We start from the raw sequence: 24,903 nt of genomic DNA on the forward strand, positions 1-24,903 counted from the left end.
AACGGCCTATTTGCTCAGTGTGTTCGGCTGAGATCGGAAATCAACCCACCACAAAGGTACCTGTCCCCTTTGTGGTGGTGGGGTGCTAGGGGAGGAGCTTCATGGCGGCGTCGTGGGCGGCGTGCTCGTAGGCGTCGTCGAGGGGTTTGAGCGGCAGCAGGGCTGTGGCCTGCGCATCGCCGCGGCGCTCGAGGGCGTGCGCGATCAGCCAGTCGGCGAGTTCGGGGTTTTTGGGCAGCGCCGGCCCGTGCAGGTACGTGCCGATCACGCCCTTGTAGACGAGGCCCTCAAAGCCATCGTCGCCGTTGTTGCCGGTGCCCGTGACGACGGACGTTCCGAGCGGCGTGGCCGCTGTATCGAGCAGGGTGCGGCCGCCGTGGTTCTCGAATCCCACAAAGGGCTCGGGTGCCAGATTGGTTTCGACGGCTACGTTGCCGATCAGGCGGTCGGAGCCGCGTACGGTTTCGGCGGCAATGACGCCCAGGCCCTCGATGCGATTTTCGCCCATATAGTACGAACGGCCGAGCAGCTGATAGCTGCCGCAGATGGCGAGCAGCGAACCGCCGTCCTCAACATAGGCTGCGACCTTGTCTTTTTGGGCGAGCAGCTCGTGTGCCACGGCTAGCTGGTCGCGATCGGATCCGCCGCCCATCATGACGATATCGGCATCATGCAGATCGAGCACCTCGCCCATGCGGACCTCATCCACGCGAACGGGGATGCCGCGCCAGGCGCAGCGGCGCTCGAGGGCGATGACGTTGCCGCCGTCGCCATAGAGGTTGAGGGCATCGGGATACAGGTAGACGATGCGCAGCGGACGCGAGAGCTCGACCGGCACAATGTCGGTGGGGACAGCGCCGCCATCGGCGCGCGTTACGGCGTGGGAGGCAACCGAGCTCGCATCGGTGCTCTTAAGCCCGTCGAGCTCCTTGACCAGCGGCGGGAAGGCCGTGTAGTTGGCGACGGCATAGAAAGTGTCGCCAGCCTCCTCGTCTGCTACGGCGCCGATCGCCTGCTCGATATTCGAGATGATAGCGGCGTCGATGCCGGCATACTTGAGGCGTACCTGCATATCGTGCGCGCGCGTGCCACCGGCAAAGGCGACAAGCCCTGGGGTATCGGCGATGCGCTCGAAATCGACGTCGTAGATCCACGAGACATCGTGACCGTCGGCGTCGTTGTCGTTCAGGAAGAAGGCGCAGAGCCTGCCGCCTGCCGTTTTAATGGACTGAATCTGGCGATCGAAGCCCACGGGATTTTTGGCCAGGTTTGCCTCGACGGTACGGCCGGCGATCTCCCAGCGGCCCATGCGTCCGCCGGCGGGGACGTAGGCATCGAGCGTTGGCTGCAGATGTGCCGCGTCCACGCCCAGCTCGCGCGCCGCAAAGAAGGCGGCGGCAACGTTGTAGACCATGTACAGGCCGTTGTAGCGCGTGACGATGTGCGTTGCAGGTGCGTCGGTATCGGGTCCAAAGTTCAGGTCAAAGTCGTAGCCACTGCAGGTGAGCTCAACGCCTGTCACGCGACGGACCAGCGCGGGACGACCCCAACCGCACGAAGGACAATGATAGGCGCCGAGCTGGCCGTACTGCACATAGTCGTACTCCAGCGGCGCGTTGCACTGTGAGCAAAAACGCGAGTCGCTAATGCGATCGGACTCGGTGCCCGTGGCACCGTCGATGCCAAAGGCGATGCTCGTGTTGGGGACGCGTGCGGCGATCGAGGCGCACAGCGGATCGTCGGCGTTGTAGATGAGCGTCGTTGCCGGCGAAAGCTCCAGCGCGTGGGCGATGACGTCCTGGGTGTGGTCGATCTCGCCGTAGCGGTCCAGCTGGTCGCGGAACAGGTTGAGCAGCACAAAGTAGGTCGGCTTGAGCTTGGGCAGGACGCGCACCGTGTAGAGCTCGTCGCACTCAAAGATGCCTACGCGCTTGCTGCTGGCCGTTCGCTTAAGGTTGCCGCGCGCCTCGAGCAACGCGCCCACCACGCCCGGCTCCATGTTGTTGCCGGCGCGGTTGCATACCACGGTGGCGCCGCTGGCGGCAACGGCATCGGCGATGAGGTTGGAGGTGGTGGTCTTGCCGTTGGTGCCGGTGATCACCACGCTGCGGTCGACCAGGCTCGCGAGGTCGCTTAGCAGCTCGGGGTTGATCTTCATGGCGATGCGGCCTGGAAGTACGCCGCCCTGGCGTTTGAGGACAGAGCGCAGCCCCCAGCGGGCGATATCGCTCGAGGTGCAGGCGAGAGATGAGCGGAAGTTCATGAAGTCGTTCCTAACGTAAATGACATGGTCGTGGCGATTGTGCCGTTAAAAGCCGTAACGGCGCGCAAATTCCTGGGCAAGCTGCGATACGTCGTCGCAGGCGTTGGCCCAGGGGGCAAAGTCGGGAGTATCCGAGATGATGCCGTCGGCCTCCCAAACTGCCTGATGCGAAAGGTCCCAGGGGTCGTGCGGTTCGGGCCGGCAGGGAAGGTACGGCGTCTGATACATGGGATTCAGCAAAAAGAACGCGCCGCCCTCGCAGCGGTTGGCAAACTCGCGCAGCGCGCGTGTCGCCGGGCGTATCTTGTTTGTTTTGAACAACAGGATCGTGCGGGCGAGTAGGTACCAGGGGGAATCCTCGAGGACATCGGCCCCCATCTGTTCCTCGAGCTGGTGGGCCAGGGCAAAAAAGCCGTCCTCGTCTTCCAGGCGAGCGAGGGCGAGTAGCACGGTGCCTGCAGCTCGGGTGGGATAGCCTTCCGCCTTAAGAACACGGCGGGCATAGTTGGCGGCAGCACGGTAACGAGCGCTCGCCATGCACAGCTGCGAGATGGCCTCGAGCGTGTGGAGCCACCCGATTAAAGCCGGCTCGCTTACGGTGAGGTCGGCAGCTGTCACGCCGTCTGCCAGCACTCTGTTGGCCCAGTAGTGCGGGGCCTCCATGTCAAACCCGGGCACGCTTTGCTGCAAGTAATCGGCCGTGGTCGCCTCGAGCTTCATCAAGTCGCCTAGACAGGCGTCGACGGGCGTGTCCGCCAAAATGATGGCGAGCAGCTGGGCATCGAGGACATGCGCATCGATGCGGACGATCTTGAGCAGCTCATCGCGCATGTCATCGAACAGGCGGTTGCGCGTCTGCTCAAACTCCTCGTCGCTTCCCATGTCCTCGATGCGATGAAGCTCGTCGAGCAGGTGGCGGTGAACGCCGGCATAGGACAGCAGCGCCTGGGCGTGCTCGGTCTGCGCATACTTGTGAGGGTTGACGCTCACGTCGTTATGGACAAGCTCGCGTGCTGCATCGGTGAGTTCGGGGTGCGACGCAACATAGGCGCGCTCCAGGTAGGCGGGGATGTAGACGCTCGGATCCATTAGAGGTCTCCTCCCTTAAACGGCAAGCCCTGCTCGGCCGCCCGCAGGATTCGTTCGTCGATCTGGGAACGCACGATATCGTTGGTGGCGACCCAGGCGGCGAAGCTGGCGTTGTCGGGGGCGCCCAAGCCCTCCTGCAGTACCGGCGTCGCCTCGGACAGCGCAAGGACAAGCTCGTCGGTAGAGCCCACACCCACGTTGACGCGGGCATAGACGCCATCGGGAAACTCGGTTTGGAAGTAGAGTGCCTCGGCCGCGTGCGGGCACGAGCGTGCAAGGATGCGCAAGTAGTGCTCGGCACCCTCGTAGTCCAGCTCGCGCCAGGCTGCGCTCATCAGTGCGATGAGCGTCCACGGGTCCAAGTCGCGCTCCGCGTCCTTGGGACGACGACGCAGCGGCGTGTTGGCGAGATAGGGGACGGAGTGGGCAGAGCGAAAGCGCTTGAGCTCCTCGGCAGGGTATTCGAGCTTCGCCATGGCGAGCATCGCGGTGTGGCGGACGCCGGCCGGATCGTTGGGGGCAAAGTCGAGGCTGCGGTTTGCAGCTTCGAGCGACATGCGATAGCGTCCGCTAATGAGGGCGCGCGATGCAAGGGCGGCAAGCCAGCGCAGGTAGGGGCGGCGCATAAGGTCGCCCGCGGCCTCGCGCTCATAGGGGTCCTGCGCCGAGGCGATCTTGAACGCCAGGTCATGCTCGACTTCATCGCGCTTGGATACCAGGTACTGTACGTATTCCTCGTTGGAGTCGGCGGTGAGGGCCGTCAGCATGCGCTGGGCATCCCAGTTGGTCGGATCGAGCGCGGCGGCCTCGCGAAGCATGTTCTCGGCAGCGGCCTCTTCCTGCTCGGCTTGGGCATCGTCGGGGATAAAGGGAATGCGGTAGTCGACAGCCTCGACCACCTTGGCAATCAGATGTCCGGCGCGGTCGCGATCATGCACGATGAGCGGCGCGGGGTTGCGGGTGAATTGTTCCATCAGACGCTCTACGGCGGTGCCATCGGTGAGCGGGATATTGTCGCGGCGCAAGGCCTCAAGAACGAGGCGATGGCAATCCTCTTGAATGGGATCGAATGCCATGGGGCCTCCTTTGCTGCGGTTAGGGTTCAAATGTCTCTATATAAGGTTCTAGTTTACCCGCATGTGGCACACCGGGGGTGTCGCACTTGGACTTGCACCTTTGCACCACGAAGACGGATGTCGCACAAATGTCGGCACCTTGGACGACCGAGTGGTATCACGGTGCCGCAAACGGTCGATTTTTGGCGGCGAACGGTGCATATTTTGGAGGGGCACAGTCCTGCCCAGGATATGTAGTCAACCTTGATAAAACGTTTGCCCAGCTTGGGAGTATGAATGCCGCACAAGGGTCTTCAGGGATAGAAAAAACGTTTCATCATTGGCGGCTTTAGGTGAATAACTGACCAACCAGAACGGTAAAATAGTGTTTGTCTGAGCGTTGAGACGTTTAGACATCGCGCATTGTCATCGCCGGCAACGCGCAAACCGGTCCTAACGGAGCCAATTGGGTGCTCCGTTATATACGCAAGTCTAAGAGGGGCTTGTTTAGGAGGCACAGTATGGGACGTTTTACCAATCCTCGCGATCTGTACTTTGGTGAGGGCGCTCGCCACGAGGTGAAGAACCTCAAGGGCAAGAAGGCCATCATCGTTTCTGGCGGCAGCTCTATGCGCCGCGGCGGGTTCCTGCAGGACGTCGAGAACGACCTTAAGGAAGGCGGTTTCGAGGTCAAGCTGTTCGAGGGCGTCGAGTCCGACCCGTCCATCGAGACGGTCATGAAGGGCGCCGAGGCCATGCGCGAGTTCGAGCCCGACTGGATTATCGCCATCGGTGGCGGCTCGCCCATCGATGCCGCTAAGGCCATGTGGGTCTTCTACGAGTATCCCGAGGAGTCCTTCGATAACATCATCCAGCCGTTCAGCTTCCCGGAGCTGCGTCAGAAGGCTCATTTCTGCGCCATCTCCTCTACCTCCGGCACCGCTACCGAGGTCACCGCGTTCTCCGTCATTACCGACTACGCCAAGGGCATCAAGTACCCGCTGGCCGACTTCAACATCACCCCTGATGTCGCCATCGTCGACCCCGAGCTCACCTACACCATGCCCGCCAAGCTGTGCGCTCACACCGGCATGGATGCTCTGACCCACTGCATGGAGGCCTACGTTTCCACCTGCGCCTCTATGTTCACCGACGCCAACGCCCTGCACGGCATCCGCGAGATCGTCGAGTGGCTGCCCAAGTCCTATGCTGGCGACCATGAGGCCCGTCAGCACATGCACGAGGCTCAGTGCATCGCCGGTATCGCCTTCTCCTCGGGCCTGCTCGGCATCGTTCACTCCATGGCTCACAAGACCGGTGCTGCCTTCGAGAACGGCCACATCATCCACGGTGCCGCTAACGCCATGTACCTGGGCAAGGTTATCCAGTGGAACTCCAAGGACCCGCGTGCTGCTGAGCGTTACGCTTACGTGGCCAAGGAGATCCTGCACCTTCCCGGCGAGACCAACGAGGAGCTCATCGCTGCGCTCGTCCAGAAGATTCGCGACCTCAATGACCAGCTCAACATTCCGCAGTCCATCAAGGATTACGCGAATGGTGGCGTGAAGGTCGACGCCGAGAACCCGCAGATGGTTTCCGAGGAGGAGTTCCTCGCCAAGCTGCCCGAGATCGCTGCGAACGCCGAGACCGACGCCTGCACGCCCGAGAACCCGCGTGAGACCAAGGCTGCCGACTTCGAGAAGATCCTCAAGGCCTGCTACTACGACACCGACATCGATTTCTAATCGACTCTTGTTATCGTAACGAGGGGCTCCGCACGTATCCGTACGGAGCCCCTTTCTTTTTTCTTTTAGAGAATGGGATAGTTATGGCTGCAATTTTCAATAGCCCCAGCAAGTACATCCAGGGTCCGGACGAGCTCGTCAAGCTCGGCTCCTATGTCGAGCCGCTCGGCGCTAAGGCCCTCGTCATCGTGACGCCTTCGGGCAAGAAGCGCGTCGGTGCCAAGATCGAGGGTGGTTTTGCCGAGGCTAAGGCCGAGTTGCTGTTTGAGGACTTTAACGGCGAGTGCTCCAAGAGCGAGGTCGATCGCCTGGTTGCGCTCGCGCGCGACAACGGCTGCGACATCATCGTCGGCGTCGGTGGCGGCAAGATCCTCGACACCGCCAAGGCCGTCGCCTACTACCTGGAGTCCCCGGTCATCATTTGCCCCACCATCGCTTCGACCGATGCCCCGTGCTCGGCGCTCTCCGTGCTCTATACCGATGACGGCCAGTTCGATAAGTACCTGTTCCTTAAGGCGAACCCCAATATCGTTCTTATGGATACGACGGTTATCGCGGCGAGCCCGGTACGCCTGACGGTGGCAGGTATGGGCGATGCGCTCGCAACCTACTTTGAGGCCCAGGCGACGCACGATGCCGACGGTGGCACCTGCGCTGGTGGCAAAGGCGGCATGGCCGGTCTGGCGCTTGCCAAGCTCTGCTACGAGACGCTTATGGCCGATGGCGTCAAGGCCAAGGTCGCGCTGGAGAAGGGTGCGCTCACGCCTGCCGTCGAGCATATCATCGAGGCCAATACGCTGCTTTCGGGCATTGGCTTTGAGAGCTCGGGCCTTGCTGCTGCTCATGCCATCCACAATGGCCTGACGATGCTGCCCGAGTGCCACGGCATGTATCACGGCGAGAAGGTCGCCTTTGGCACCATCGTTCAGCTGGTACTCGAGGATGCTCCGACTGAGAAACTCGAGGAAGTCTTGGGCTTCTGCATTGAGCTGGGCCTGCCGGTCACGATGAAGGAACTTGGCGTTGCCGAGCTTACGCGCGAGCAGGCCATGATTGTTGCCGAGGCCGCCTGCGCGCCCGATGACACCATGTGCAACATGCCGTTTGAGGTGACGCCCGAGATGGTCGCAAACGCCATCCTGGGTGCCGACGCGCTGGGTCACTACTACCTTATGGATGAGTAAATCAAGCTAAGGAAGGGGCAAAGCCAGCAGACGGCTTAGCCCCTTTTTGCTATGGTGCAAACCAACCTGACCCCATCGCACCAAGTTGGTGCAAAGGGGTCAGGTTACTTTGCACCAATCGTTGTTTGATGAAGGGCGGATTCTCGTATGGCGCTTCCTATGGTTTACGGCGGTCCCGGTCGGTATGTTCAGGGGCCGGGCGAACTTTCGCGTCAGGGCAGGTATTTGTCATGGTTGGGCTGCGCTGCCTATGTCTTGTTTGACCAGGGCACCGAGGATCGGCTGTGCAGGCAGATTGTCGATGGATTTCTGGACGACGATCTAAGCGAGCCGTTCTTTAAAATTTACAACGGTCCGTGTACGGAAGAGGCTGTTGCCGAAATGGCTAAGGAAGCCCAGGCTGAGTATTGCGACATGGTGGTGGGTATTGGCGGTGGCAAGATGCTCGATATCGCCAAGGCAGTAGCGTTTTATGCCGAGTTGCCGTTGTGCGTATGTCCCACGGCGGCCTCAATGGATGGTCCGTGCAGCGCGATTTCGGTGCTGTATCACGAGGATGGGTCGTTCGACCGCTACCTGATGCTCGAGAAGAATCCAGATCTGGTCGTGGTCGATACCAACGTGGTCGCAGCGGCCCCACTGCGTATGACGATCGCTGGTATGGGCGATGCGCTGGCAACGTACTTCGAGGCGCGTTCGTGCGCCGCGGCGCACGGCGCCAACGAGCACGGTGGCGCGCCGGGGCACTTGGCTCTGGTTGCGGCTCGTGCCTGCTACGACACACTTATGGAGTGCGGTGTCGCTGCCAAGCGCGATCTCAAAAAGGGGCGTACGTCGCCAGCGGTTGAACGCCTGATCGAGTGCAATATTTTGCTCTCGGGTGTCGGCTTTGAGAGTGGCGGCTTGGCGTTGGCGCATGCCATCGCCAACGGGCTGACGATTCTGCCCGAGTGCAAGGCCATGCATGGTGAGGCCGTGGCATTTGGTCTGGTGGTGCAGCTGCGCCTGGAGCGTGCACCCGAGCTTGATCAGGTGCTCGAGTTTTGCCAGCGCGTCGGTCTGCCGACGACGCTTGAGGAGCTGGGGCTTGATGAGATTACCGATGCCGATTTGCTGAGCGTTGCTGACGCAACTTTTAAGAACGAGCGCAACATGGCCAACGAACAGACAAAGGTGACCAGGCAAAAGCTCGTGCAGCTCATGTGCGAGGCATAGTTTGGCGCTTGATTGGCCTTGTGCAATCGAGGCGGCGATAGGCCATGGGCTATTTGCCGCAAAGATGCTCCGCGTGTAATTTGCCCGAGGCGTGGGCCGATAGCGTATCATTATCTCTTGCTTGTTTGCACTGCTCAGGGAGGGGCCGCGCATGGCGCAGGAACACGATCTGTTTGATGACATTATCGAGATCAGCAAGGGTTTCGACTTTCTTAAAAACCCGCTTGGCGGTGTGACCGATGCGCTCGATCCGTCGGCGCCGCAGTGGAATCCTGCTGACTACAAGGAGCGTCCGCGCGGCAACACCATTCCGTGCTTGACCTGCAAAAACGAAAAGAGTGGCTGCACCGCGTGCATGGACGTGTGCCCGGTCAACGCCATCGAGGTCGAGGAAGATGCCATCGAGATCCTCGATTCCTGTCGCAAGTGTGGCCTGTGCGCCGCTGCCTGTCCGACTGAGGCGATCATCTCGCCGCGCCTGGCGCCCAAAAACCTGTATGACGACATTGTCTCGGCGGCTACAAGTCACGAGACCGCCTACGTTACCTGCACGCGCGCCCTTAAGCGCATGCCGCGCGAGAACGAGGTCGTCGTTGCCTGCGTGGGCGATATTACAGCCGAGACCTGGTTCTCGGTGCTGGCCGACTATCCCAACGTGAGTGTGTATCTGCCGCTGGGCGTGTGCGATAAATGCCGCAACACCGGTGGCGAGGACATGCTGGGCGAGGCGATTGCGAAGGCCGAGGAATGGGCTGGTACGGGTATGGGCCTGGAGGTCGACCCCAAGAGCCTCAAATGCCATAAGCGCCGCGAGTACGAGCGCAAGGAATACATGGAAAAGATCGCCCGTACCACGGGCCTGACCGTGACCAAACTCAATCCGGCGACGGCGGCACTGGCTTCGGTGACGCAGAAGCTCAAAGCCCATCGCCATCAGATCACCCAGCTGGAGCGCACGCTCAACACCATGTGCGGCACCACGACGACCAAGCGTCGCCGTTCGCTCACCCATGGGCGCCAGCTGGTACTCTCGACGTTGCAAAACCACCCCGAGCTTGCCCAGAACATGCAGGTGAGCACGCCGGAATGCGATTTTGACAAGTGCACGTCGTGTGGCGAGTGCGTCAACGTGTGCCCCACGTTTGCCTGCGATTTGGTGGGAAGCGGCCGCTTTGCACTGGAGTCCACGTATTGCCTAGGCTGCGGAGCCTGCGTCAAGGTGTGCCCCGAGCATGCGCTTAAGTTGGTTGAACATGATGCATCCAACCTAGTCGTCGTCGATCCCGAGGCCGAGGAAAAGGCCGCCCAGAAGGCTAGGGCCCACGAAGAAGCCCAGAAGGTCAAGGCTGAGGCGAAGGCCAAGCTCGACAAGATGCTCGATCAGGTGGAGAAGCTCGCGGACTAGTCAGCGACCCCTATCTCTGCTTCATTCGTGCCGCCGTGGCGTCCGGGTTCGCCCAGATGCTGCGGCGGCGCTATACTTATGCAGTTTGAAGTACCTGTACCAAAAGGAGCTGTCGTGTCCCTTTCCATCGGTATCGTGGGCCTGCCCAACGTGGGCAAGTCGACGCTGTTCACCGCGCTTACCAAAAAGACCGGCCTTGCCGCCAACTACCCGTTTGCCACGATCGACCCCAACGTGGGTATCGTCGATGTGCCCGATAGCCGCCTGCAAAAGCTCGCCGACATTGTCAACCCGGGTCGCATTGTGCCGGCTACGGTCGAGTTCGTCGACATCGCAGGTCTGGTGAAGGGCGCTAACGAGGGCGAGGGTCTGGGCAACCAGTTCTTGGCAAACATCCGCGAGACCGACGCCATCTGCGAGGTCGTTCGCTACTTTAAGGACCCCAACGTTATGCGCGAGGTGGGCCGCACCGGCGAGTTCGTCGACCCTGCCGGTGACGCCGACACCATCATGACCGAGCTCATTCTGGCCGATATGGGCACGCTCGAGAAGCAGCTGCCCAAGCTCGAGAAGGAGGCCAAGCGCGACAAGGAGCTCATGCCCAAGTTCGAGGTCGCCAAGCGTCTGCTTGCCTGGCTCAACGAGGGCAAGCGCGCCGCATCCATGGAGATGACCGACGAGGAGCGTGCCGCCGCCAAGGGCCTGTTCCTGCTCACCATGAAGCCCATCCTGTATGTGGCCAATGTGGACGAGGATATGCTCAACGACGATCTGGCGCCCATCGATGGCGTCAAGCCGCTGCCGATTTGCGCCAAGATCGAGGCCGAGCTTTCCGAGCTCGATCCCGAGGACGCCGCCGACTACCTGGAGAGCCTGGGCCTGGAGCAGCCCGGTCTGGACGTGCTCGCGCAGGCCGCCTATAAGCTGCTCGGCCTGCAGTCGTTCTTTACGGCTGGCGAGATGGAGGTCAAGGCCTGGACGGTGCGTCAGGGCGCGACCGCCCCGCAGGCCGCCGGCGTGATCCACACCGACTTTGAGCGCGGCTTTATTAAGGCCGAGGTCATTGGTTACGACGACTACATCGAGCTTGGTGGCGAGCAGGGCGCCAAGGCTGCTGGCAAGCTGCGTATTGAGGGCAAGGACTATGTCATGGCCGATGGCGACGTCGTGCACTTCCGCTTTAACGTGTAAGGACGACGCATATGTTTAAATATGGCAAAAAAGCTGGCTATATGGGTATTGCGCTGCTCGTACTTGCGGTGATTCCGCTGGTGGTCGCAGCGTGTGTTATCCCCAACATTGGTCCCGAGGTGGCAACAAAGTTTAATGCCGCCGGTGAGGTGACGCGCTGGGGCAAGAGTTACGAGCTGTTGGCGCTTCCGGTGCTCAACTTGCTGCTGAGCGTGGCGACGTACTTTACGGCGGGACGTCAGGCTAAAAACAATGACGACTCCGCCGCCATGGCGCGCATCGTGTGCGAGCGCTACCTGCGCAACGGTTGCATCACGGGTGTGTTCCTCAACGTAATCAACGTTTACTTTATGTACTCGGCGATTACCGGAACGGGCTTTGGCTTTGGTTTCTAGCTTGTCCTTTTAGGCAACGAGCCTGCAAGCATATTCGATGGCTGCTGCGAGGCCGCCGCTCGATCGTGGTTTAAAGACCATGTCGGCGGCGGCCTCGTTTTCGTATCCGGCGCCGCGAAGACAGAGCGCGATACCGGCTTCTAAAAGGAGCGGCAGGCCGCGTTGGCTGGTTGCGATTACGGCAGCCTGATTGAGCGAGCAGCTGTGCGCTTGGCATTGGATGGCAAGTTCGCCTTGCGCCGGGCAAGGGACCAGAACGGCGGCGACGCGACTTGATAGTAATGCAAATGCTGTGCGCTCATCGGGCGAAAGGCATTCGGCTTCAACGACGACGAGCTTGGGCGGTGCGCTGTTTGTGCGAAGCGTGGCTCGGTACATGCGGACCGAAGAACCCGACATAGAAAACTCCTGTGTATTCGGCAAAACGTAAACTATGGTTTACGTTTTTGTTCAGCTCCATTTCAAACTCGGCTGCATGGACGAACGTGCGAAACAGATTCTTGGCAGGCGGGTCGAAGAGACACGCAGGGACCTTGGTATCTCCAAGGTTGATTTTTGTGTGGCGACAGGAATCAGCCGACCCTACCTCGACCGAATCGAAGATGGGACGGCAAATTTCACGCTCAAGGTTCTATTTAAGATCGCGCCCGCACTCGGCATGACGGTGTCAGAGCTTCTCGAGGGGATCGAATAGGGGATACCCGTCGACAACTGAATTACGCCATCGGGATGCGGTCGTGGTTGACTTGGCTGTAGAACAGGCGCTGAATCTCGGCCGCATCACGTGACTGGCCGAGTGCCCACATGGTTTTGGCCACGAGCGTCTCGGTGGTCATGTCGTCGCCGCGCAAAATGCCCGGATGATCGGCGTAGGCACGGCCGACCTCATAAACACCCAGGTCAAGGCCCTCTTCGGGGACCTGCGTGGTCATAACGACAGTGCGACCCGAATCGACCCAGCGGAAAATTGCCTCTTGGAACGACTCGCCCGACTCACCAAACTCGGGGATACCGCCAATGCCAAAGGTCTCCAGAATCACAGCGTCGTAGCTATCGGCAAGAGCGTCCAGGATACCCGGGTTCACGCCGGGTGTCAGCTTAAGGACAAATACGCGCGGGTCGATGCTGTCGTAGAAGCGAACCGGGTTCTCGTCCTGGTGAGTGCCGTGGAGTCCGTTGCGAACGATGCGGTCGTTGCGGATATAGGCAATGGGCGGATAGTTGACGCTAATGAACGCGTTAAAGCTCATGGTGCGCTGCTTGCGGGCGCGCGTGCCGGCAATGGCTACGCCGCCAAAGACAATCGAGACGTCGTGCGAATGCTCGTCGAGCGCATAGAGCAGGCTCTGGTACAGGTTGAGCTTGGCGTCGGTAAAGGGATTGCCCATGGGCTTTTGCGAGCCGGTGAGTACGATGGGCTTGGGGCTGTCCTGAATCAGATAGGAAAGCGCCGCCGCGGTGTAGCTCATGGTGTCGGTGCCGTGCAGAATCACGAAGCCGTCGTGGTCGGCATAACCCTCGACGATGACGTCGCGGATACGCATCCAGTCGCTCGGACGCATATTGGTGCTGTCGATGTTCATGGGCTGCACGACGTCGAGCTCGCAGAGGCCCGAGATCTCGGGGACGCTCTGGGCGAGCTCCTCACCGGTCAGGGCGGGGGAGAGGCCGTTGCCGTCCTCGGTCGATGCGATGGTGCCGCCCGTGGCGATGAGAAGGATGCGCTTCATGCTGGTATTCCTATCGGTTTTGTCGCCGCAAGGGCGGAGTCGTTCGGCAGTATTGTGGCACAGGGCGTCCAATGTTCAAACGTATTACATCATCTGTAACGTTTGGTAACACTTCAATTGCCGTCAAATAGGCCCCGGTCGTGCGTTTGCCGTGCACTGATGGCTGCGAGGGACGAGAAACCCCATATAACGTGTACACTATGTAAGCTGTTTTCGTTTATTCGCGCGGGTGGGCACAGGCTCCCCGCCAACAAGAGGGGGAAACCATGGATCAAAAGGCTTCCGCAAAGGTCCTCGTACTCGACTTTGGTGCGCAGTACGGTCAGCTCATTGCCCGTCGCGTCCGCGACCTCAACGTGTATTCCGAGATCGTTCCCTGCGACATCTCGGCCGATGAGATTCGCGAAATGAACGCCTCTGCGCTCATCCTCTCTGGCGGCCCGGCTTCTGTGTATGCCGAGGACGCTCCGTCCATCGATCCCGCCATCTTTGACCTGGGCCTTCCCGTTCTGGGCTTTTGCTACGGCCATCAGATCACGGCCGTGACGCTCGGCGGCAAGGTCGGTCACTCCGAGGTGGGCGAATACGGCCGCGCCACCATCACGCGTACGGCCGGCGCCAAGCTCTTTAACTCCACGCCTATGGAGCAGACCGTGTGGATGAGCCACCGCGACGCCGTGTCCGAGGTGCCCGAGGGCTTTACCGTTACCGCCAGCACCGACGTGTGCCCGGTTGCCGCCATGGAGTGCGTCGAGCGCAAGATCTTCACCACGCAGTTCCACCCCGAGGTCAAGCACTCCGAGTACGGTCAGCAGCTGCTGAGCAACTTTCTGTTTGAGATCTGCGGCCTGGAGCCCAACTGGAGCATGGATAACCTGGTCGAGACCATGACAGCCGAGTTCCGCGAGAAGGTCGGCGACGACCGCGTGATTCTGGCCCTGTCCGGCGGCGTCGACTCCTCCGTCGTGGCTGCGCTGGGCGCTCGCGCCGTGGGCAAGCAGATGACCTGCGTGTTCATCAACCACGGCCTGCTGCGCAAGGGCGAGCCCGAGCAGGTGGAGGAGGTCTTCACCAAGCAGTTTGACGTCGACTTTATCCACGTCCACGCCGAGGACCGTTATGCCGAGCTTCTGGCCGGCGTGACCGAGCCCGAGGAGAAGCGCCGCATCATCGGTACGCAGTTCTGGAAAGAGTTCTTCGCCGTGGCGCAGCAGCTCGAGACCGATGGCAAGCCGGTCAAGTACTTGGCTCAGGGCACCATCTACCCCGACATCATTGAGTCCGGCGCTCGCAAGACGGGCGGCAAGACGGCTACCATCAAGAGCCATCACAATCTGATCCCGTTCCCCGAGGGCGTGCGCTTCGACCTTATTGAGCCGCTCGACCACTTCTTTAAGGACGAGGTCCGCGCGCTTGGTCTGGCGCTCGGTCTGCCGGGTCATATCGTGTTCCGCCAGCCTTTCCCGGGCCCGGGTCTGGCCATCCGCATCATCGGTGCGGTCGACAAGGAGAAGCTCGAGATCCTCAAGAATGCCGACGCCATCGTGCGCGAGGAGCTCGACGCCTATAACCAGCGTCTGTTTGAGCAGACCGGCGAGCGCAACTCCGAGCATAGCTGCTGGCAGTATTTCGCCGTCCTGCCCGACATTAAGTCCGTCGGCGTTATGGGCGACGAGCGCACCTACCAGCGCCCAATTATCCTGCGTGCCGTCGAGTCCAGCGATGCCATGACCGCCGACTGGGCCAAGCTGCCCTACGACGTCCTGGCCCGCATCTCCGGCCGCATCGTGGCCGAGGTTCCCGGCGCCAACCGCGTGTGCTACGACATCACGTCCAAGCCGCCCGCGACGATTGAGTGGGAATAGAACATACGTTCGATAAAATAATATAGTATCAGATAGCGGGCACGGTTTCAATTGAATCCGTGCCCGCTGCTGTATGCGTGTCCTTGCACGCCCAATATGCGCCGTAAAAGCCGTCTTCTTCGACGTCAAAGTGAATGCGCTTCGTTTTCGCCTCTCAAAATCTTATTTTCACGATTTGCATTTTCATCCCGTTGTCACCGACCCTTGCGAGAAACCGGAAAAAGCAGCTGACAGAAGAGTCTCTCAAATCGTTGTAGCCCAGCATATAGCCGCGACTTGTGACCTGCAGACGGCTGTCCCACGTGCCGATTTCCTTGGCGGCATCCGAAACCGCAAAATATGCCCCCACATCCTTGATTTTTGCAGTCTTAAGCCATGTTTTTGCGATCATCTTTACCGCCGTCCGATTGGCAGCATCAAAGACCAGCACACTGCCGGGGAAAGCGTCCGCCATCCCCCGCACCAGTTCCCGGACCTGCTGGGTCAGAAAGTAATAGAACACCCCGGAGGCAAAGAACACCGCCCCGCGGGAGGCATCGATTTTGCTAAACCATGCGGTGTCTTTCAGGTCGCAGGGGATATTTTGTTCTCGATCCCCGGCGGGCAGTAGCTGCTGCCGCAAGGCAATCACATCCGGGAAGTCCAGATTGTAGATCTTGCATCTACCGTTGTCGCAGGTTCTGCCGGTGTTGTCCAGCCCGCAGCCCAGATTGACCACCGCCGCATTGGGGTGGCCTTTCAGGTAATCCCGCACCTCGAAAGCAAGATCACTCTGCCGTGTGGCCACCTCCAGCGCACCAAAGCGCTGTATCAGGCTGCGGGAGTTTTTCTCTGCCTCTGAAAAGTCGTAGTCGATCTGGTCGAGCAGACGAACCGCTGTTTCATCCCTGTAAAGGTTCGGGTACAACTCCGTACACAGCTTCCGGGAATACAGCGGGAGGATCAGCGTCTCCTGCACGGTGTTTTTCTCAATTTTACATTTCATAGGTTTCTTCCTCAGTGAATAAAAACTGTCATAATTGCCGCCAGCATAGCCGCTATGACCGTCATGCCTATCGCCATGTGCAGGATGGATGCAAAAATGCCCGTGCTTGATACCCCTACTTCCGCGCCGTGACGCAGAGCCACTTTTTCTTTTTGTGTATCTGCACCTCGTGAAAACCCGCCTGCTCCAGACATGCCTTTAATTCAATGTCCTTGTAGATGGTCATGCCGCCGATGATCTGCGTCCACCTCTCGTCCTTGTCCGTATCGCCATTGCTCTCGTTGCAGATAAGAATTGTCCCGCCTGGCTTCAGCGTCCGCCAGACCTCACGGAAGCATCGGGGCAAATCAGGCCAAAAATAGACGGTCTCAAAGGCCGTGGCGGCATCGAAGTAGCTATCCTCAAACACCATATCCGCCACACTGCCTTGCAGAACGGCGCAACGCCCCTCCTGAATTGCAATTCGGTTGAGCTTTCTAGTCTTCTCCACGCTGACGGGCGAATAGTCGACGCCCTTGACGACGCCATGCGGGCATTTTTTCAGCAGCCGTTTTATGTTCGCCCCGCCGCCGCAGCCGCAATCCAGCACCTTGGCATTTGGCGCAAGTCGTAGAAATCGAAGTCCCCACCGCGCCACAGGGCTGTGGCCCAGATTCATCATGGCAACCATAAGTTTTCCGCCGAGGCCCACGGGCTTGCGGGTGTTTTCAAAGAACGACATCTGGCCCCTCCGATTTCGTGCATTCCGCATAGGTCAATGGGAACGAGGCCTTCAGCACCGCGCTTTTCTGCACCGCCCAGCCGTTTTGACGCAGGAAACGCAGGTATTCCTCGCTTGTCCACCTGCTGTGGAGGGGGAATCCCGCCATACTCATGAAAAAGGCTTTTGCCTTGCCGGAAACCGAGTTCCCCGCGTGGGTGAAGGTTGGCGCGATGAGCACGCCGTCGTCCTTCAGTACCCGCCTGATTTCTTGCAGTGCCTTTTCCGGATGCGGCACTATGTGAAGCGCGTTGGACGCGATCACCACTTCGAAGGACTTCTGTGCATAGGGCAGGCGGAACATATCTTGTACGGAAAAGTGCAGCTTTGCGGATTGATTGTCCCGCTTTGCTTCAAGGATCATCTGTGCAGAAGCGTCCGTAGCCTCGATGTGCACCGCCGCATCCACGATGCTCTTTGCGATAAGCCCCGTGCCGGTGGCAACCTCCAGTACGGTTTTTGCTTTCACCACCGGCCTGATCAGCTCATACATCTTCTCATACGCCGCCCGGTCCTTTCGCATGAAACGGTCGTACCGACCGGCATTCTTGTCCCAGAAGCCCTTGCGTTCGTGCATGGCTATCGCCCCCCAAACAGTTAGAGCAATCTAACTATAACACACGAATCATGCAGTAAGATAAGGCTAACCTTATTTCTTGGCCAAGACGCATCTCTTCGGTTTTGCTTATAACGGTGTGAGTCAGATACTAAGCTGGAGCTGAAGAAGGAGCTTGGCGGACAGGTAGGTCGATACCGGTTCCCGGAACGGTGATCTAGCCAATTACACCAGGGCTCTAGTCATGCAGGTAAACCCAATCCATGACGGGAAATAGGTCCTTTTCTCTAGCTCGACGTCTTTCGGAGCTTGACGATTTGGACTGATGGAGGTGAGAAGTCCCTCACTGCGCCAATACCAGAAGATTGCGCTATAGACATCTCTCCGACCCTTTGAATCACCCCTTTTCACGCCACCCGCTACGAACCCCGGCGGAAGCTAGGGAGTGATTAAAAAGGCGACCTGCGGTTTTGCGAATCAATTGAGTCATTCACAAAATCGCGAATTAAGGGCCTGATTCGCCCAAATTGCGCACGAATTGGCCCTTAGGCGGTACGACGCGACACGCATCGACAACACTCGGCCTGGATTAGTCACTGAGCGGGAATAGCGGGAACTGGCTTTTGAACTCGCGTTTTGATACCGTCGAGTACCGCCTGATGCTGTTTCGGCGCCGCCATAGAGTAAAGCCACCAGCGAAATAACGGGAATAAAAGCCTCCGGACCCTCTGGTTCGGAGGCTATCTTTTTGCATATCTGCCTAAAACGACTCCTTGCCAAAGCCCCTTGAGCATCGGGCGGCATTATTGAGTGTGGGCGTTATCGTAGGTATCTTTGATTTCTTCTGGCAAATTATCGGGAATCAGCGCCTTCACTCTATCCTCGTTGCCATCTTGGATTGCCTGCTCGTAGTACCAGCATTTGAACTTCAGCATGTCGAGCGCGCGGTTCATGTTCACGATCTCCGACTCCATGTGGGCCTTGCGCTCCTCGAACATGGCCTTGCGTTTGGGGTATGTTGAGGGACCCTCTGCGCACCATTCCATGAACAGCCGGATGTCCTTGATCTCCATTCCAGCCTTCTTTAGGCATTCGATGACCCGAAGCGCTTCGAGTTCCGTATCGCTGAATCGGCGAATGCCGGATGCCCGCTCCAGCCCCGGGAACAATCCCTGCTTGTCGTAATATCGCAGCGTTGAAGCGGGCAAACCGAACATTTCCGCCACCTGTCCGATTGTGTACATGGCTCCTCCGAAACAATGTCGAATTCATTCCTTGACCTAAAGTCAGGTTTAGGTATTACCTTCATTCTCGTCAATGTAAATCGGGAGCGCAAGGGGTATTCCGTAATGGGCAAAACGGTTTTGATAGTTTCTTCAAGTCCACGAAAGAATGGCAATTCCGAGACGCTGGCGGAGGCTTTCGCCAACGGCGCGCGGGAGGCAGGTCACAGCGTTGAGACCGTGCGTCTGCGCGAGAAGCAAATGGGCTTCTGCAGGGGCTGCCTTGCCTGCTTAAAGTTGGGGCGTTGCGTCATCCAAGACGATGCCGTGGAAATTGCCGCCAAAATGCACGATGCGGATGTGCTGGTGTTTGCAGCGCCCGTCTACTACTACAGCGTCTGCGGCCAGCTCAAAACCATGCTGGACCGCGCTAACCCGCTTTTTGGCTCCGATTATGCATTCACCGAGGCATATCTGTTGGCGACGGCGGCGGAGAACGGGCGCTCGACCTTCGACGGGGCGAAAAAGGCGATGCAGGGATGGGTTGACTGTTTCTCCCGATGCACGCTCGCTGGAACGGTTTTCGCCGGCGGCGTGAACGGCGTGGGCGAAATCGCCGGGCATCCCGCTCTGGAGCAGGCGCGGCGAATGGGCATGGGAATCTAGCCGGGCTGTTTGGCCGCGCGGAAACAGATTTGTGCCAAAACTATCGACAGGAGGAAATCGATCATGGCAGTTAAACAGACGGCAGGCAGAGACGCCCTGGGGGAGTTCGCTCCCAAATTCGCACAGCTCAACGACGACGTGCTGTTCGGCGAGGTGTGGAGCCGAGAGAGTGAGCTCTCCCTGCGCGACCGCAGCGTGGTGACGGTGGTTGCCCTGATGTCGCAGGGGCTGACGGACTCTTCGTTCAAATATCACCTGATGTCCGCAAAGAACAATGGAGTGACCAGGACGGAGATAGCGGAAATCCTTACGCACGCGGCGTTTTATGCGGGTTGGCCCAAGGCGTGGGCTGCCTTCCGCATGGCGAAGGAGGTCTGGGCGGCCGACGATGCCGCCGACGCAAGGGCTCAGCACCAAAACGAGATGGTTTTCCCCATCGGTGCCCCCAACGACGCCTTCGCGAAGTACTTTATCGGGCAAAGCTACCTCGCGCCCCTTTCCACCGAGCAGGTCGGTGTCCACAACGTGACGTTCGAGCCCGGCTGCCGCAACAACTGGCACGTCCATCACGCCAAAAGCGGCGGTGGGCAGATCCTCGTCTGCGTGGCTGGTCGAGGGTTTTACCAGGAGTGGGGAAAGCCGGCACAGGAGCTGCGCCCCGGCGACGTGGTCAACATCGCCCCGGGGGTGAAGCACTGGCACGGCGCCGCGCCCGACAGCTGGTTCTCGCATCTCGCGTTGGAGGTTCCGGGCGAGGAGACCTCCAACGAGTGGCTGGAGCCCGTGGGCGACGATGCATACCTTAAAGCGACCAACAAGGAGGCTTAAGCACCGTCGCCCGTCCGCGCCGCCGAGAGCAGCGCGCCCAAATCTGCCTGAATCGCCTCTGCCTTGCTTCCGAGCTGCAGCGGAGCCGAGCCGTTCGAGATGTTGACGCTCAACAGGTGCGCATCCGGCAGCTTCGCGGTCATGCTCCAGAACGGGAGCGTGATGATGCCGGGGGTCATCTCGCCCACGCCGAGCTCCAGCAACAGCACGCGGCGATCGCTGCGCTCGCGCACGAAGTGCTCGTATCGTCCGAGGCTCTCGCGCCAGGCCGCACCCTGCAGAAACGTGTCGTCGCGCACCCACGGCACAAGCTGCCAGCCGCAATGCGGGCATCGGGGGATATCCTCGCTGAGGACCTCGAACCCCGCCATGCCCGCGAGCATGCGTTCGACGTAGGGGCTCGCGTCGAAGAGCTCGTCGCAGCATGGCTGCTTGCACTGAAGGTGCGCGAAGCTTCCCTGATAGTTACAGGTTCTCTCGTCGGGAAACGTCTTCTCGGCCTGGGTGTCCACATTGGTGCTCAGGATGAAGTAGTCCTTATGGCCGATGAGGGACCGTAGGTCGAGATAGGGCTGCGAGGCCAGCTCGCGCAGCATGAAGTCGATGTATCGCGCATAGTATGCCCATTGCTGCTCGAGGCTGGGGTAGAGGCGGTAGAAGCCGTCGAAAAGGCTCTTGACTACTTTCGATTGATGCTCAGTACCCATTGTATTCGCTACGATTAAACTCGGCACAGGGGATACTGGTTTTCCGTGCGAAAACGCTCATGCCGCTAAATTGAGCGACCGCCTGTACTGCAGCGGGATCATCCGCCCGAGCGATCCCTTAATCCGTCGCCCGTTGCGCCAATCGGCAGAAGCCACGCGTGGACGCTAATCGCTCGAGCGAATCGTCGTCGGTTTCCGTTTAACGATTTCTTTTTCCGCTATTATCTGACCCTCGGACTTCCTCGTGATAGAAGTAGTCCACGATCACCGGATGCCCCTGGGGGACTCTGCCATAAGGCATTTCGTTGTCCACAAAGGGGCAATCGTACTTCTTGGCCATTTCCTCGGCTTTTACTTCAAGCGCTTCAAAATAGCTACGGTTGCGCTTGTTATAGATCTCATCGTAAAGCGGTACGAGATTGGGATGTTTCTCGGCGATATAATCCAGGATCGCTTTTTTGAAACCACCCCGAAGATTGAGATTTTCGAGCCAAAACAAATCGCACCGATCCTTTACTCGCTCAAAAATCATCTCAAAATCCGTGATGCCGGGAAATACCGGGGACACGAAGCAGACCGTACGGATACCTTCGTCATACACCTGCTTCATAGCAGCGCTACGACGCTCGATGCTCGACGCGGAGTCCATATCGTTCTTGAAGTTCTCATCCAGCGTGTTGATCGACCATGAAACGGTCACTCGTCCAAGCCTCTTCAGCAGATCGATATCCCGTACCACAAGATTGGACTTTGTGCAGATCAGAATATCTGCATCGCTGCCAATCAGCTGCTCCAGGAGTTTCCTGGTATTCCCGAATCGCTCCTCCTGTGGATTGTAGCCATCCGTCACAGAACCGATAACCACCCGCTGTCCAGCGTATTTCTTCGGATTCTTGATTTCCGGCCAATGCTTCACATCAAGAAAGGTGCCCCATTCCTCCTTGTGTCCGGTAAAGCGCTTCATAAAGGAGGCATAGCAATACTTACAGGCATGCGTGCAGCCTACATAGGGATTGACCGAGTAGCCGCCTACCGGCAGGCTGGACTTGGTCATGATGTTCTTTGCTTCCACCTCATTGATGAGGATTCCATCGATCACTTCCGCCATGTTCTCTGCACCTCCAGCACTCTTTCGAATTCTTCCGGCAATTCCTGAATCATGTTTTCGTCCCCTATGACAGAGACGAGGTCTTCCTTCATAAACATTGGAATGCCAAGCGCGTGCGCCTGGTCCGTCAAAGACCATGCCCACTCCGGTTCCGTATGAACCTTCCTGCTCTGCGCCCCGGTCATGGTACCGACGACGATCCAGTTGATTCCGGAAAGGTCGACCGTACCGGGATCGTCGAATAGCGGCTCAAAAGTAACGAAGAAGTGATTTGCTTTGACGTTTTTCCGAAGGGCGTCGATACGCCACAGCTCCGCTTTCCTCGTCACCGTAACGCCGAACCATGCGTTTTCCAGGTCGGTATCTAAATCCAGCAAATCGGGTCTCTTGGTCAGGAACAGGAACTGATGCTGTGGATTCTCATGGATCTTTGCAAATACCTCGTCTCGCCATTCCAGCTTCCACCCGGAGAGATCGCTCATGCCGGTAAGGAGAAAGTTCTGCGGGCGTTTCTTTTCCATCATCTTGAGCTTGCTCGGGAAGAACGCAGGATCAGCGAAGTCGTCAATCATATGCCAACGTTTCACATTGTTACGGGCATAGCAATATGGACACCCCACCGTGCAGCCGATGACGATATTCATATTCTGAATCTGATTTTTGATGCAGATGCTCATAACGCCTGCCTACCTGCCTCTCCCGTAAACACGCAATCAGCCTCCCCCACCTTGCGGGCAAAAGCCTCGATATCTTGCTTGCAAGCAGCAGGCTCGCAATCGCTCAAATCGTATGACGTGCCGCCGTTTCGATAGACGGCCCGATGGGAAAACGATCGGCTGACAAGCCCGATGCCGAGCTTCTCGCACAGGGTCATCCGTGCTCCCTTTCAGCTATAAAAAACAGGTGTCTATAAACAGTATCCTTGTTGATTTTCGCAGGGGCAATGAACAAACGCGTGCACCTGTCGATAAACGAACAGCTACTGGACATTGTCAAACGACTCAGATTGGAGAGGCGATGGGAGAAACCAAGATCGACCGCCGGCGGCGCTACACCCTCTCGGTCATACAAGAGGCGTTCTTCGCGCTGCCGGCCGAGGTCGGCTTCGCGAAGATGACGGTGGCGGACATCTGCCGCCGCGCCGAGATCAACCGGGGAACGTTCTATCTGCATTACGAGGATAAGTACGCGCTGCTCGATGCGCTTATCGACGAGGCCCCGAGTTCGCCCATGCCCAGGAGCTGCTCAACGCCTATTCCGAAGGGGGCTTACTGGCGGTATCCGCTCTTCGCGATTCCGATAACCCATCGTGACCTGCGATTCAGGAATACCAGCCTCCGAGCCCTCTCGTTCGGAGGCTGCGGCTAAAACCTCATTGCGCGTCTACCGCTCCGCGTTACTCGCCACCTGCCCGCGCCGCCGAGAGCAGCGTGCCCAAATCGGCCTGGATCGCCCCTGCCTTGCTTCCGAGCTGCAGCGGAGCCGAGCCGCCCGAGATGTTTACGCTCAAAAGGTGCGCATCCGGCAGCTTCGCGGTCATGCTCCAGAACGGGAGCGTGATGATGCCGGGGGTCATCTCGCCCACGCCGAGCTCCAGCAACAGCACGCGGCGATCGCTGCGCTCGCGCACGAAGCGCTCGTATCGTCCGAGGCTCTCGCGCCATGCCGCACCTTGCAGAAACGTGTCGTCGCGCACCCACGGCACAAGCTGCCAGCCGCAATGCGGGCATCGGGGGACATCCTCGCTGCGGACCTCGAACCCCGCCATGCCCGCGAGCATGCGCTCGACGTAGGGGCTCGCATCGAAGAGCTCGTCGCAGCATGGCTGCTTGCACTGAAGGTGCGCGAAGCTTCCCTGATAGTTGCAGATCCTCTCGGTGGGAAACGTCTTCTCGACTTGGGTGTCTACATTGGTGCTCAGGATGAAGTAGTCCTTATGGCCGATGAGGGACCGTAGGTCGAGATAGGGCTGCGAGGCCAGCTCGCGCAGCATGAAGTCGATGTATCGCGCGTAGTAGGCCCATTGCTGCTCGAGGCTGGGGTAGAGGTGGTAGAAGCCGTCGAAAAGGCTCTTGAAGCCAAAGGCTTGCTGCCAGTCCGTCATTCCGGCGCGCGCCATGCCTGCGCGGTTGTAATGGTTGAACCCGGCGGCGCTTGACATGCCCGAGCCGATGCCGACGATGATGGCGTCGGCATCGTCGATAAGGCTTCGAAGCCTATACGCTTCCCTCTCTAGAGACGGCATTGGGCAATCTCCTCGAAAGCCGGGGCCATATCGCCGTCAACGAGAATCGTCTCGCACGAAGCGTCGGGCGCCATGGCCTGGCCGTAGTTGAACACGATGTAGGTGGCGTGCTCGCAGGCGTTCGCGATCTGGGCGAGCATGCGCTTTATGACGCCGTTGTGCAGTCCCACGCCAAGTTCGAGGATAGCGACCCTGCCGTTGCGATGGGCTTGCACAAGACGCGCGAGCTCGTCGAGCTGGGCCATGGCGAGGGCGTCTGGATGGGCGAGGCACCGCTCGTCAACCGACGTGCGCGTGCTCCCCTCAGTCTCGAGCACGCGCTCCTCGTCGAACCCGGCGCGCGCGAAGTGCCCGTCGATGTTGCATGTGACCACGAAGGTGTCGGCGTGCTCCGTAAGACGCCGCAGCCCGTTCATGAGCGAGCCGGGCTCATATTCGAGATACTCCTTTTGATGGAACCGCTCGGCCCATCGGCGTCGCACGCTGGCATCCGGGGAAGCGAGCCCCTGCAGTATGCAGCCGATGCCGTCTGCCTGGGCGAGGTCCCCGTACGCCTCTTGGAAATGAGCATCGGCGCAGAAAAGGTTGAGCCCCTCCGCCATGTCGAGTCCGTTGCTAGCGCCGATGATGACAAGATCCGCTTCGGCTAGCGCCCTGCCTATGCGAACTGCTTTCGCCGTCTCCATGC

26 protein-coding genes are annotated in these 24,903 nt (G+C 59.3%); 11 read left to right on the forward strand and 15 right to left on the reverse strand.

The genetic code is table 11. The features are described 5' to 3' along the window. Positions 1–85: 85 nt before the first annotated feature. Genes DW024_RS10160 through DW024_RS00805 form a run of 3 tightly spaced genes read right to left on the reverse strand, consistent with a single transcriptional unit; the run spans position 86 to position 4,428 of the window. On the reverse strand, positions 86–2,263 hold the full coding sequence (locus DW024_RS10160) for a MurT ligase domain-containing protein (RefSeq protein ID WP_199576896.1): 2,178 nt from the start codon (positions 2,261–2,263) through the stop codon (positions 86–88). Between the two features lie 45 nt (positions 2,264–2,308). After that, positions 2,309–3,352: a hypothetical protein gene (locus DW024_RS00800; RefSeq protein WP_118376723.1), complete on the reverse strand. Its 1,044-nt coding sequence runs from the start codon at positions 3,350–3,352 to the stop codon at positions 2,309–2,311. Continuing rightward, on the reverse strand, positions 3,352–4,428 hold the full coding sequence (locus DW024_RS00805) for a hypothetical protein (RefSeq protein WP_089572774.1): 1,077 nt from the start codon (positions 4,426–4,428) through the stop codon (positions 3,352–3,354). Before DW024_RS00805 ends, DW024_RS00800 begins: the two co-directional genes overlap by 1 nt. A gap of 500 nt (positions 4,429–4,928) precedes the next feature. Here DW024_RS00805 and DW024_RS00810 point away from each other — a divergent pair, with 500 nt between their 5' ends. The 6 genes from DW024_RS00810 to DW024_RS00835 all read left to right on the forward strand — a co-directional run bounded on the left by DW024_RS00810 (position 4,929) and on the right by DW024_RS00835 (position 11,542). After that, a complete protein-coding gene (locus DW024_RS00810; protein ID WP_089572776.1) occupies positions 4,929–6,152 on the forward strand; it encodes an iron-containing alcohol dehydrogenase in 1,224 nt (407 codons plus the stop codon). Between the two features lie 83 nt (positions 6,153–6,235). Further along, complete coding sequence (locus tag DW024_RS00815; protein WP_118376724.1) at positions 6,236–7,336, forward strand: glycerol dehydrogenase; 1,101 nt, start codon at positions 6,236–6,238, stop codon at positions 7,334–7,336. 147 nt (positions 7,337–7,483) lie between these two features. Further along, on the forward strand, positions 7,484–8,551 hold the full coding sequence (locus DW024_RS00820; protein ID WP_118376725.1) for a glycerol dehydrogenase: 1,068 nt from the start codon (positions 7,484–7,486) through the stop codon (positions 8,549–8,551). 151 nt (positions 8,552–8,702) lie between these two features. After that, positions 8,703–9,956 (forward strand): 4Fe-4S binding protein, encoded by a 1,254-nt coding sequence (locus DW024_RS00825; protein ID WP_117563609.1) that lies wholly within the window; start codon positions 8,703–8,705, stop codon positions 9,954–9,956. A 114-nt stretch (positions 9,957–10,070) separates the two neighbouring features. Beyond that, positions 10,071–11,147, forward strand: coding sequence for a redox-regulated ATPase YchF (gene ychF, locus DW024_RS00830; protein WP_035136922.1), 1,077 nt, complete (start codon positions 10,071–10,073; stop codon positions 11,145–11,147). An 11-nt stretch (positions 11,148–11,158) separates the two neighbouring features. Further along, a complete protein-coding gene (locus DW024_RS00835) occupies positions 11,159–11,542 on the forward strand; it encodes a DUF1648 domain-containing protein (RefSeq protein ID WP_089572786.1) in 384 nt (127 codons plus the stop codon). Between the two features lie 9 nt (positions 11,543–11,551). Here DW024_RS00835 and DW024_RS00840 read toward each other — a convergent pair whose 3' ends face one another. Further along, complete coding sequence (locus tag DW024_RS00840) at positions 11,552–11,941, reverse strand: hypothetical protein (RefSeq protein WP_118376726.1); 390 nt, start codon at positions 11,939–11,941, stop codon at positions 11,552–11,554. 34 nt (positions 11,942–11,975) lie between these two features. Between DW024_RS00840 and DW024_RS00845 the strand changes: the two genes are divergently transcribed. Then, positions 11,976–12,236 (forward strand): helix-turn-helix domain-containing protein, encoded by a 261-nt coding sequence (locus tag DW024_RS00845; RefSeq protein WP_118376727.1) that lies wholly within the window; start codon positions 11,976–11,978, stop codon positions 12,234–12,236. A 22-nt stretch (positions 12,237–12,258) separates the two neighbouring features. Here the strand turns inward: DW024_RS00845 and DW024_RS00850 are convergent, their stop codons facing one another. Beyond that, a complete protein-coding gene (locus tag DW024_RS00850; RefSeq protein WP_089572789.1) occupies positions 12,259–13,272 on the reverse strand; it encodes an asparaginase in 1,014 nt (337 codons plus the stop codon). A gap of 266 nt (positions 13,273–13,538) precedes the next feature. Here DW024_RS00850 and guaA point away from each other — a divergent pair, with 266 nt between their 5' ends. Next, positions 13,539–15,137, forward strand: coding sequence for a glutamine-hydrolyzing GMP synthase (gene guaA / locus DW024_RS00855; RefSeq protein WP_118376728.1), 1,599 nt, complete (start codon positions 13,539–13,541; stop codon positions 15,135–15,137). 154 nt (positions 15,138–15,291) lie between these two features. On the opposite strand, the gene DW024_RS00860 is transcribed toward guaA, so the two are convergent. From DW024_RS00860 to DW024_RS00875, 4 genes are all read right to left on the reverse strand, one after another. Continuing rightward, on the reverse strand, positions 15,292–16,122 hold the full coding sequence (locus DW024_RS00860; protein WP_055251056.1) for a class I SAM-dependent methyltransferase: 831 nt from the start codon (positions 16,120–16,122) through the stop codon (positions 15,292–15,294). A 115-nt stretch (positions 16,123–16,237) separates the two neighbouring features. Further along, positions 16,238–16,843, reverse strand: coding sequence for a class I SAM-dependent methyltransferase (locus DW024_RS00865; protein ID WP_055251058.1), 606 nt, complete (start codon positions 16,841–16,843; stop codon positions 16,238–16,240). After that, the gene (locus DW024_RS00870; RefSeq protein WP_117563603.1) at positions 16,830–17,459 is read right to left on the reverse strand and encodes a class I SAM-dependent methyltransferase; all 630 of its coding nucleotides are present in this window, start codon (positions 17,457–17,459) and stop codon (positions 16,830–16,832) included. The genes DW024_RS00865 and DW024_RS00870 overlap by 14 nt, the downstream gene beginning before the upstream one ends. Positions 17,460–18,241: 782 nt before the next feature. Further along, positions 18,242–18,682, reverse strand: a complete 441-nt coding sequence (locus tag DW024_RS00875; protein ID WP_055251062.1) for a MerR family transcriptional regulator — start codon at positions 18,680–18,682, stop codon at positions 18,242–18,244. Positions 18,683–18,787: 105 nt separating this feature from the next. On the opposite strand from DW024_RS00875, the gene DW024_RS00880 reads away from it, so the two are divergent. Next, the gene (locus DW024_RS00880; RefSeq protein WP_118376729.1) at positions 18,788–19,327 is read left to right on the forward strand and encodes a flavodoxin family protein; all 540 of its coding nucleotides are present in this window, start codon (positions 18,788–18,790) and stop codon (positions 19,325–19,327) included. Between the two features lie 63 nt (positions 19,328–19,390). Beyond that, a complete protein-coding gene (locus tag DW024_RS00885) occupies positions 19,391–20,155 on the forward strand; it encodes a carboxymuconolactone decarboxylase family protein (RefSeq protein ID WP_055251066.1) in 765 nt (254 codons plus the stop codon). Here DW024_RS00885 and DW024_RS00890 read toward each other — a convergent pair. The 4 genes from DW024_RS00890 to DW024_RS00905 form a co-directional block, all read right to left on the reverse strand. Beyond that, the gene (locus DW024_RS00890; protein ID WP_118376730.1) at positions 20,152–20,862 is read right to left on the reverse strand and encodes an NAD-dependent protein deacetylase, SIR2 family; all 711 of its coding nucleotides are present in this window, start codon (positions 20,860–20,862) and stop codon (positions 20,152–20,154) included. The genes DW024_RS00885 and DW024_RS00890 overlap by 4 nt on opposite strands. A 199-nt stretch (positions 20,863–21,061) precedes the next feature. Then, positions 21,062–21,970, reverse strand: a complete 909-nt coding sequence (locus tag DW024_RS00895) for a radical SAM mobile pair protein B (RefSeq protein WP_118376731.1) — start codon at positions 21,968–21,970, stop codon at positions 21,062–21,064. Further along, the gene (locus DW024_RS00900; protein ID WP_055252677.1) at positions 21,958–22,647 is read right to left on the reverse strand and encodes a radical SAM mobile pair protein A; all 690 of its coding nucleotides are present in this window, start codon (positions 22,645–22,647) and stop codon (positions 21,958–21,960) included. Before DW024_RS00900 ends, DW024_RS00895 begins: the two co-directional genes overlap by 13 nt. Next, entirely contained in the window at positions 22,644–22,844 is a 201-nt protein-coding gene (locus DW024_RS00905) for a hypothetical protein (RefSeq protein WP_089572807.1), read from the reverse strand. The genes DW024_RS00900 and DW024_RS00905 overlap by 4 nt, the downstream gene beginning before the upstream one ends. Positions 22,845–22,987: 143 nt before the next feature. Here DW024_RS00905 and DW024_RS00910 point away from each other — a divergent pair, with 143 nt between their 5' ends. Further along, the gene (locus DW024_RS00910; RefSeq protein ID WP_117803977.1) at positions 22,988–23,338 is read left to right on the forward strand and encodes a TetR/AcrR family transcriptional regulator; all 351 of its coding nucleotides are present in this window, start codon (positions 22,988–22,990) and stop codon (positions 23,336–23,338) included. A gap of 28 nt (positions 23,339–23,366) precedes the next feature. Here DW024_RS00910 and DW024_RS00915 read toward each other — a convergent pair whose 3' ends face one another. Both DW024_RS00915 and DW024_RS00920 read right to left on the reverse strand, forming a co-directional pair. Beyond that, positions 23,367–24,215, reverse strand: a complete 849-nt coding sequence (locus DW024_RS00915; RefSeq protein WP_118328332.1) for an NAD-dependent protein deacetylase, SIR2 family — start codon at positions 24,213–24,215, stop codon at positions 23,367–23,369. Beyond that, a complete protein-coding gene (locus DW024_RS00920) occupies positions 24,203–24,901 on the reverse strand; it encodes a hypothetical protein (protein ID WP_118376732.1) in 699 nt (232 codons plus the stop codon). Before DW024_RS00920 ends, DW024_RS00915 begins: the two co-directional genes overlap by 13 nt. Positions 24,902–24,903 lie beyond the last annotated feature (2 nt).

Origin of the sequence: Collinsella sp. AF37-9, from assembly GCF_003475115.1 — a bacterium.
Taxonomy (GTDB): Bacteria; Actinomycetota; Coriobacteriia; order Coriobacteriales; family Coriobacteriaceae; genus Collinsella.